The following is an 8,900-nucleotide window of genomic DNA, read 5'->3' as shown; positions in this document are numbered from 1 at the left end:
TCAGTCATCTCCGGGCATTTAGTGGGGTGTCTCGGTCTTCTCCGGGTACGCCGCTGCGGCTCTGTCTACGGTCGTCGTGGCTGGTCGGCGTCGTTCCGGAGGCCCGGATGGATGCGTGTGAGGTGTCGGCAGAGGACATCGAGCTGGAGTACGTCAGCGCGGGCGGGGTCCGTGAGCGCGGGCCTCTGGGGTGTCTGTGGTCGGTCCGGTTCGAGTCGGTACGGCCTGAGCGCCGGTTTCCGGCGTTTCGGGGGCAGGGCAACTGGTGCGGCTGGTACTGGTCGGCGACGTGTGGCGGGCATGTGGGCTACGAGTCGTGGCTGGAGCGTGATCGCCTGATGCTGCTCGACTTCGACCCGCTGGTGACAAGCATGTCCTCACAGCCGTTCCGGCTGTCCTGGGCGGATCTGGGAGGGAAGCGGGTGCGGCACACGCCGGACTTCTTCGTCCGCCGGGCCGACGGCACGGCTTTGGTGGTGGACGTACGCCCTGATGAGCGGATCGAGCCGCAGGACGCGGTGAAGTTCGCGGTGACTGCGGCGGCTTGCCGGTCGGTGGGCTGGGACTTTGCCCGGGTGGGGACGCCGGATGCGGTGCTGATGGCGAACGTGCGGTGGCTGGCCGGCTACCGGCATCCGCGGGTACACCGCCCTGACGTCGCCGATCGCCTGGTGGAGATATTCGTTGACGGCGCCGGTCTATTGGACGGGGCTCGGAGGGTGGGTGATCAGATCGCGGTGCTGCCGGTGTTGTTCCACCTGCTCTGGCGCCGAGTTCTGACCACGGACTTGGAGAGCGGGCTGCTGTCGGCGGACACGCAGGTCCGGCACGGTGAAGTGCGGGAGGGAGGCGGGGATGCCGTCGCGTCCGCGGCTGCTGCGAGCGGGTGACCTCGTCCGCTTCGACGGACGGCTGCATACGGTCGCCGCGTTGGAGGGGACTGCGGTCCGGCTGGTCGACGAGGGCCAGTCAGCGAGCGTGGTGATGCTTGCCCATCTGCTGTCCTCCACCGGCTTCGAGGTGGTCACACCGGCCTCGGTGCGGACGGTCGTCCCACCGGTTGGAGCCCTGGAAGGACTCCCAGCCAGGGCGGTTGAGCGGGCTGAGTGGTGGCAGCGGCACCTGGTGGAGATGCTCACCGGGCGGCCCCTGGACGATCCGCACGGCCCGGTGAAACCCGAGTACGACCCGGCGGTCTGGTCCCTGCGTCAGCGGGAGCTGGCGAAGGCAGCCGAGCTGGCGGCGGCGGGGACGGCGGTGTCGCTGACCGTCCTACAGGACATGCGGGCCCGGTTCGAACGGGAGGGAGTGCTCGGGCTGGTCGACCCGCGGCTGCGGACCGTCTCGGATGGCACGGGCCGCACCGACCGGCGGGCGGTCGAGGCCCTTCGGAAGATCGTGGACGAGCAGACCGACCGGTCCACAGTCTCCGCGCAGGTGCTGAGGCGCCGAATGGAACGTCTCCTGGCGGCCGAACACGGCCCCGGCGTGGTGCCGCTGCCGTCGCGCGCGACGTTCTACCGGCTGCTGAGTGCGGTCAGCTCCGGGCGGCACACGCTGGGCTCGGCTCGCACCCGCCGCTCGCTGGCCAAGCAGCCGGACGGCATGTTCGGCCAGCTCACCGCGGCCCGGCCGGGCGAGGTGATGGAGATCGACTCGACTCCGCTGGACGTGCTGGTCGTTCACGACGACGGCACAGTGGACACCGTCGAGCTGACCGGCATCGTCGACATCGCGACCCGCACGCTGGCCGCGGCGGTGCTGCGGCCGTCGACGAAGGCGGTGGACGCAGCCCTGCTGCTGGCCCGGGCGATGACACCGGAGCCGATGCGTCCGGGCTGGGCGGACGCCCTGCGGATGTCCCGCTCGGTCTTGCCGCACGCCTCACTCATGGCGCTGGACGAGCGGCTGGCCCAGGCGGCAGCCGTTCCGGTGATCGTGCCGGAGACGATCGTCTGCGACCGGGGCAAGGCCTATATCTCCGACACGTTCCGCTCGGCCTGCCAGTCGCTGGGCATCTCCTTCCAGCCCGCTCACCCCGATACGCCGACGGACAAGCCGCATATCGAGAAGACGCTGGGCTCGGTGGCAACGATGTTCGTCCAGCATCTTCCCGGCTACAAAGGACGCAGCACCGAGCACCGCGGCACCGATCCGGCCGCAGAGGCCCTCTGGACGATCCACCAACTCCAAGAACTGCTGCAGGAATGGATCGTCCAATGGCAGAACCGGCCGCACGCCGGGCTCCGCGATCCGCTGATGCCCGGCAAAGCCTTGACTCCGAACGAGAAGTACGCCGCTCTGGTCGCAGCCGCCGGGCACGTCCCGGTCGCGCTCAGCCCCGATGAGTACATCGAGCTTCTGCCCCGACACTGGCGGACCATCAACTCCTATGGGATCCGCATCAACCACCGCACCTACGACAGTACGGAGTTGAACCCGTTCCGTCGGCAGCCCTCCGGCATGGGCCCTGACGGGCGGAGCTGGGAGGTCCACTACGACCCCTATGACATCTCCCGCGTCTGGGTACGCAACCACCGCCAAGGCGGCTGGATCACCGCTGTCTGGCGGCACCTTCGCACCGCCCCGACGCCCATGGGCGAGCTGGTCTGGGACCATGCCCGCCGCATTCTGGCCCGGCGCGGCACCGATCCTGTCAGCGAGGAGGAGATCGCCCAGGCCGCCCTCGCGCTGCTGGATCGGGCCAGCGACGGACCACAAGAGTCCGCGGCCATGCCGGCGGAGCCAAAGCGGGGCAGTCGCAGGGATCGCAAGGTCGCCGCCCGCACCCGCACCACCAGTGCGCCCGACCGGCCCCGGACACCCCCGGACGCGCCCGAGTCCGGCAAAGACGACACCGGTGAGGGTGCGGACAACGAACTCGCCGACGTCATCCCGCTGGAGATCTTCGACGCCCGGAAGGAGGCCGAACGATGGTGGTGAAACCGCCCGAGCCGGACGACGAGGCCCCGGCCGGGGAACCACGCACCGACCCGTCCACCACGCTCGCCGGGTGGCGGCATTTCGTGGACGCCGATCCCGCCACGTTCTACCTGCTGCCCGACGACCGGTGGCAGGCGCTGGACGGGGCGCAGAGGGACGCCTACGACGAGGCTCGCATCGCTTACCACTCCGAACTCCAAGTCGTGCGGACCTCCACGGTCAAGGAGATCGCTCACCAGGGCCGCCTGCTGACCCTGCTCAACCAACGCGAACATGGGGCTCGTCGCGGACTGATCGTCTCCGGCGAGTGGACCACCGGCAAGACAACCGCCCTCAAGCAGCTCGCTCGCCTCCATGAGCTGCGCGTCCGGCAACGCTATCCGGGCAGCGACCGCATCCCTGTCGTCTACATCACCGCTCCTCCCCGCGGCTCACCCCGCAAGCTAGCGATGGAGTTCGCCCGATTCCTCGGTCTGCCGCTCATCACGCCGCGGCACAACACGACCGACGTCACCAGCGCTGTCTGCCAAGTGCTGATCGAGGCCAGGACGGACCTGGTACTGGTCGACGAAATCCACCTGATGAACCACGCAACAATCGCAGGCGAGGAGCTGTCGGACCATCTCAAGTACTTCACGGAGCACCTGCCCGCCACGTTCGTATATGCCGGGATCAATGTCGAACACTCCGGGCTGTTCGCCGGGATCCGCGGCAGCCAGCTCGCCGGCCGCTGCGTGCTCCTCCGCACCGGCCCCTTCCCGCTCAACGCCGAATGGCGGTCGCTGGTGGCCAGCCTGGAGGGCACGTTGCGGTTGCATCAGCACGAACCCGGAACCCTGGTGCGGCTGTCGAAGTATCTCCACCAGCGCACCGGCGGCATGATCGGAAGCCTCTCCCACCTGATCCGCGCCGCGGCCGTCACCGCGATCCTGGATGGCAGCGAGCGCATCACTCGCTCCGTCCTGACCACGATCCGCATCGACCACAGCAGTGAATCCACTCAGCCCGGCCAGTCCACTCCTCGGAGATCAGCTGGATGAGCACACCCTTTCGGCCTGTGATCTTCCGGCCGTTGCCCCAGCCCCTCCCCCCGTTCCCGAACGAGACCTTGAACTCGTACTGCCAGCGGCTGGCCCACGCCAACCGCATCCCCACCGAGCGTCTCCACACCCCCTCGCGCTGGCTGGCGCACGACGACGACTCCGTCACCGCGCTTCTGCGGCGTCTGACGATCCTCACCGGCCTGCCCCGGGAGACGTTCTGGCATGCATTGCCGGAACTGCGTTGGAGACACGAGCACGCCATGAGCGCCCTGGGCCGCTCCCTGCCGCCGGTCGTATCCATGCGCCTCCGACGGCGCTGGGCCTGCCGACGCTGCACAGCCACCCGAACGCCAGGCCAGCACGTCATGGCCTGGATCCCCGTCTACACCCACGCCTGCCTCCAGCACAGGCTCTGGATCGGCGAAGCCGTCACTGTCACGCGCGAACAGGTTGAACTCGCGCAGATGCCGGAAACCCTCTGGGCTCAGCGTCGCCACCACCGCCTCGTCCGACGCCATGGAGAGAGAGTCGCGGCTGAGTGCATTCGGACCGGCGGCGCCCTTTGGAAACTGTTCGCGGCGCATCACTACACGCTCATCCCGGACGCCCTCGACCTAGGACTCGCCAAGCCCCGCGGCCCCTACCTGTCCTGGGGGCCACAGCTCTACGCGGCGGCCTATCCAGCGGCCGTCACCATGATGTCGCTGGTCGCCTCCCCTGCCTGGCGATCCCTCCTCGCCGAGAGCATGTTCCCCAGCGATGTCGACCGCTTCATGAAGGAGTTCACGCGACGGCTCCCACCAAGCCACCCCGCCTATGCCACCAACCTGCCCGCCCTCCCCAGTAAGACCGGCGCCATGATCCGCCGTGTCACGCAGATCTTGCGCGAGACCAAGGCCACCTGAAAACCGTGGGCCTCTTACGGTGCTTGCCAAGTTCGACCGTGTTGCCACCTACGGCGACGCCCGGCGCGGCCACTGCGCATCAGAGTGATCATGCCGACGGCCACCGGCTGTCAGTGGCGCGTGCTTCTCTGTATGTACTTCCGTCTTCGATGGGAAGATCGCGAGAAGAGGGCATATGGCCATCTCTGACACAGAACGCTTGAAGGCTTGGGTCCGCGCCGGGGGACGCTGCGAGTTCTGCGGCAACTACCTGCTCGAAGGCAAGCTCACCTACAAGGACTTCACCCTCGGGGAACTGGCCCACATCGTGGGCCGTGACGTAGCACCTGGCTCTCCACGGGGCATGGACCCGCTCCCGGAAGACAAGCGCGACCTCGCTGACAACCTGATGCTTCTGTGTCGAGGTGAGCACAACGAGATCGACCGCAAGGGGTCACTCGACCTCATGACAGTGGAGCGCTTGCGGACGATCAAGCGCGAGCGCGAGGCATGGATTCGGCGCATGACTGGCCTCAGCCCTCAAAACGGAACCGCGGTGATCCGGTTGATCGGGCCGGTGCGGGGCTACGAAGTTGAGCTGACCAAGCCGACGGCCGCCGAGGCGGTGATCCGCTCAGAGGGGCGGTTCCCCGATTTCCCATTGAGCCTGCACGGCGACGGCTTCGAGATCGACCTCCGTAACGTGATCGGAGAGGGGGAGTCCGAGCCGGCCTACTGGGAACAGTGCAAGCGGCAGATCGATCGGATTCTTGAACGTCGACTCGCCGAAGCACTGCGCGAGGACACCGTGCAACACGTCAGCGTCTTCGGCTTCGCGCGTCTGCCGTTGCTCGTCTACTTCGGCTCGCGCCTCGACGACACCTTTGCCGTCACTATCTACCAACGGCACCGCAGTACAGAAGCCTGGAACTGGCCCGACAACCCGGCGCCCAGCACGAGCTTCACCACTACCTCACCGCAGAACCCCCCGCAGGACGCCGAGGAGGGAGTCCTGGTACTCAACATCTCCGGCTCAATCCAGGCTGACGAACTTCCCGAGAATCTCCAGGAACTACCACGCTGGGTGATCAACCCTGCAGGCAGCGTGCCCTCCGTCGATGTAATCGACTCCCTGGAAACGCTGAGCGAATTCACAAACTCGCTGCGCTCAATGCTCTCCAGCATGGAAGCCCAGCACAAGCACATGCGAATCCTGCACGTTCTAGCCGCCGCCCCGGTTTCGGCAGCCGTGGCGTTGGGACGGGTTCACGACGCTCATGTGCACTCGAAGCTGGCCATCTACGACCGAACCGACGGACGCTACACAGTCGCGCTGGAGATTTCATGAAACTGCTGGCCTACTTCAGCGCATTCCTTACAAACACTGTGAATCTCAACCAGACACGCCTCGATCAACTCGACGACCGCGTGGCCGCGATTACATCAACCCTGAAGGCTGACAGTCAGATCGGCGATCTCTACAAAACGCACATCCCGCAGGGTTCCTGGGCTCACCGCACCATCATCAAGCCATTCAACAATCATGAGTTTGACGCAGACACCCTCCTCCATCTGGATGAGGTGGAGGACTGGAAGCCAAAGGACTATTTGCGGGAGGTTCGGGCTGCGTTCAAGCGATCCGCCACCTACAAGTCAAAGGTCACCAAGAAGAACCGGTGCTGCCGCATCGTCTACGCGGGTGATTGCCATGTCGACGTGGTGCCCTACATCACTCTGTCGGACGGCCGCGAGGTCATCGTCAACTATGCCGAGAATGATTTCGAGGATACCAATCCTCAGGGCTTCACCGACTGGATGAAGGAGAAGGACAGTCTGGCGAACGGCCAACTGCGTCGCGTCATCAGACTGCTGAAGTACATCCGAGACTACAAGCAGACTTTCAGCGTACCGTCCGTAATTCTCACAACTCTACTTGGCGAACGTATCCAAACCTGGCATGAAGCTACGCGCTACAGCGACACTCCCACAGCCCTAAAGGTAATTCTGGCCGATCTGAGCGCTTGGCTAGACCTGTACCCGCTAATGCCAACCCTCGCCGACCCAAGCTGTCCGGAGACAACGTTCAACCACCGCTGGAACCAGGAGCAATACGAGAATTTCCGAAAGAAGATCCAGCTGTATAGCTCATGGGTAACCGAGGCCTACGACGAGGAGGACAAAGCGCTGAGCCTTGCAGCATGGCAGCGCGTCTTTGGCGACTCGTTCCAGCAACCGAGCCCGGTTCAGAAGTCCCTGACGGCATCTTCGGATATTCAACCGACCCGCGAAGCTCGCGCCCCGCACGAGCAGTACATCGAAGAGTTTGGCTTCAGCTGGCGAGGAGGATACAAAGTACGGATCAACGCTCAGGTTCTCCCGAAGAGTGGTTTTCGGCACGGACCCCTGCGCCGCCTCCGTCGAGTGAGCGTCCTTCATAGCCTGCGCTTCACAATCACCACCGATGTTCCAGAGCCGTACGACCTCTATTGGAAGGTCAGGAATCGCGGCCCCGAAGCCGCTGCGCGCGATCAACTCCGAGGCGAGATCGTCCTCGATGAGAACCGAAGCAGAACCCGCGAGGAGTCAACATCTTGGAAAGGACAACACTATGTGGAGGTCTACATCGTCAAAAACGGGCGTGTCCTAGCCACTGATCACCACGACGTCATCATCAGCTGAGCTCAAGATCAGGTGACCCTTCGTGGTCGTACGACGGGGCCAACCCCGGGCAGAGCTGAGCGGGAACCTCGCGCCGGCCCTGTTCGTCCTTCCTTCTGTGTGGCTGCGGCTTTCGGACCGAGCCCGATTCCCAACGGAGGTAGGCATTGCCTCAGCCCGTAGGCCGGTACGTCTACTGGTCCCAGCGCCTCGTCACCGAGGTGATCGACGACAACGGGGTACGGCTGGACCCCCGCATCAAGCCCGCTCTCAATCTCGGTCTGGCGGGCAACGGCGTCAGCCTCGCTGGCAGGGACCAGGAAAACACCACCTTCGATATCGCCGAGAAGCTGAAGAAGAAGCTCCGCAAGTCCATCATCACGGACTTCAGCACCTTGGCCTCTGGGAAACTCGTGCAGGGATCAGGCCATGCAGAGGTGGCAGAGTTCCAGACGTGGGGGTATCCGCAGCACCGTCTTCAGCAGCGCACCGCCGTGATTCACACGCAGGCCGTCACGCGGGAGGGCCGCGTTGATCTCTGCCTGTTCGGGAGCCTGAAGAACCTGAGAGGGTTCGCCGTCCCGGAGGAGGACTCTGTCGGCGGGTGGACCTCGTCGGCGGCCCCGATGATCGAGGAGTTCATCGCCCTCCGGGGTGCAGAGGTGAGCACGCGGACGGGACGCGAGTTTCCGTTCGACGAGGAGCAGCTTGCTGTGGAGATCCTCAAGGTCGCTTTGTCGCAGGGTATTTACACCGATCCCGCCGATCACCTGGGGCGTCCCGAGACGCGTGCGTACACGTTGCTCGGGTTCGACGCGACCGAGTACGTCGCCCTCGTCTACAGGGACGTGGTGCTCACGCCGGGTCGGTGGGACTTTCGGGTGGAGCCGGAGCTGGAGGGCGTCCGCCGCATCCTTATCGGGGCTCCGCTGTGGATGCGTACGACACGTCAGGACTCCATCCGGCGGTACTTCGGCGAGAACCGGGTGGTGATCCCCCGCGCTCTGGGCGCATCGCGCACACCCGCAATCGCCCCCTCTCAGGGGACGCCCCCCGACCATAGCCACGTGCTCTTCCGTCCTTCCCAGGACGGGGAGCCCACGCAGAACTGAGACGCCCCTCGTATCCACTCGACGCTCGCCGACCGGACAGCCGAAGGCGCCCCCCGACCCATCTGCGCTGGCCCTGGACGTCCCTACGAGAGGTACGACTCTGCTTGCGCATCGAAGTCGAGACCGTCGTGCGAGCGTCGGACCTGTCCCGCTCACGGAGCAGGAGCGATCAGCACCGGACCCCAGCAAGTTGCGGATGCCGCCACGGTAGACAGGTACCCGGAGCAAACTGAGACGGTCTCAGGTCCGGACGTCTCAGA

At 65.5% G+C, this 8,900-nt stretch carries 7 protein-coding genes; all 7 read left to right on the top strand.

Translation table 11 applies throughout. The features are described from left to right. The coding region (locus IE217_RS34180) for a TnsA-like heteromeric transposase endonuclease subunit (RefSeq protein ID WP_308432806.1) at positions 1–890 on the top strand (890 nt) is incomplete at its 5' end. Beyond that, positions 856–2,943: a TnsB C-terminal domain-containing protein gene (locus IE217_RS34175; protein WP_190181855.1), complete on the top strand. Its 2,088-nt coding sequence runs from the start codon at positions 856–858 to the stop codon at positions 2,941–2,943. The genes IE217_RS34180 and IE217_RS34175, both read left to right, overlap by 35 nt. Next, a complete protein-coding gene (locus tag IE217_RS34170) occupies positions 2,934–3,983 on the top strand; it encodes a TniB family NTP-binding protein (protein ID WP_190181854.1) in 1,050 nt (349 codons plus the stop codon). Before IE217_RS34175 ends, IE217_RS34170 begins: the two co-directional genes overlap by 10 nt. A 17-nt stretch (positions 3,984–4,000) precedes the next feature. Further along, entirely contained in the window at positions 4,001–4,891 is an 891-nt protein-coding gene (locus IE217_RS34165; protein ID WP_190181853.1) for a TniQ family protein, read from the top strand. A gap of 175 nt (positions 4,892–5,066) precedes the next feature. Next, on the top strand, positions 5,067–6,218 hold the full coding sequence (locus IE217_RS34160; protein WP_190181852.1) for an SAVED domain-containing protein: 1,152 nt from the start codon (positions 5,067–5,069) through the stop codon (positions 6,216–6,218). Then, positions 6,215–7,549: an SMODS domain-containing nucleotidyltransferase gene (locus IE217_RS34155; RefSeq protein WP_190181851.1), complete on the top strand. Its 1,335-nt coding sequence runs from the start codon at positions 6,215–6,217 to the stop codon at positions 7,547–7,549. The genes IE217_RS34160 and IE217_RS34155 overlap by 4 nt, the downstream gene beginning before the upstream one ends. A gap of 200 nt (positions 7,550–7,749) precedes the next feature. Continuing rightward, entirely contained in the window at positions 7,750–8,640 is an 891-nt protein-coding gene (locus tag IE217_RS34150; RefSeq protein WP_190181850.1) for a hypothetical protein, read from the top strand. The last annotated feature ends 260 nt before the right edge of the window (positions 8,641–8,900 follow it).

Source organism: Streptomyces naganishii JCM 4654, from assembly GCF_014650575.1.
Lineage (GTDB): Bacteria > Actinomycetota > Actinomycetes > Streptomycetales > Streptomycetaceae > Streptomyces > Streptomyces naganishii.
Note: the sequence above shows the minus strand (reverse complement) of the source record. Positions and strands in the feature narration are given on the sequence as shown.

What these genes read in the sequence shown, in the direction of transcription:
- IE217_RS34175 (WP_190181855.1), top strand. Translation starts at nt 856, where the DNA reads ATGCCGTCGCGTCCGCGGCTGCTGCGAGCGGGTGACCTCGTCCGCTTC.
- IE217_RS34155 (WP_190181851.1), top strand. Translation starts at nt 6,215, where the DNA reads ATGAAACTGCTGGCCTACTTCAGCGCATTCCTTACAAACACTGTGAAT.
- IE217_RS34160 (WP_190181852.1), top strand. Translation starts at nt 5,067, where the DNA reads ATGGCCATCTCTGACACAGAACGCTTGAAGGCTTGGGTCCGCGCCGGG.
- IE217_RS34170 (WP_190181854.1), top strand. Translation starts at nt 2,934, where the DNA reads ATGGTGGTGAAACCGCCCGAGCCGGACGACGAGGCCCCGGCCGGGGAA.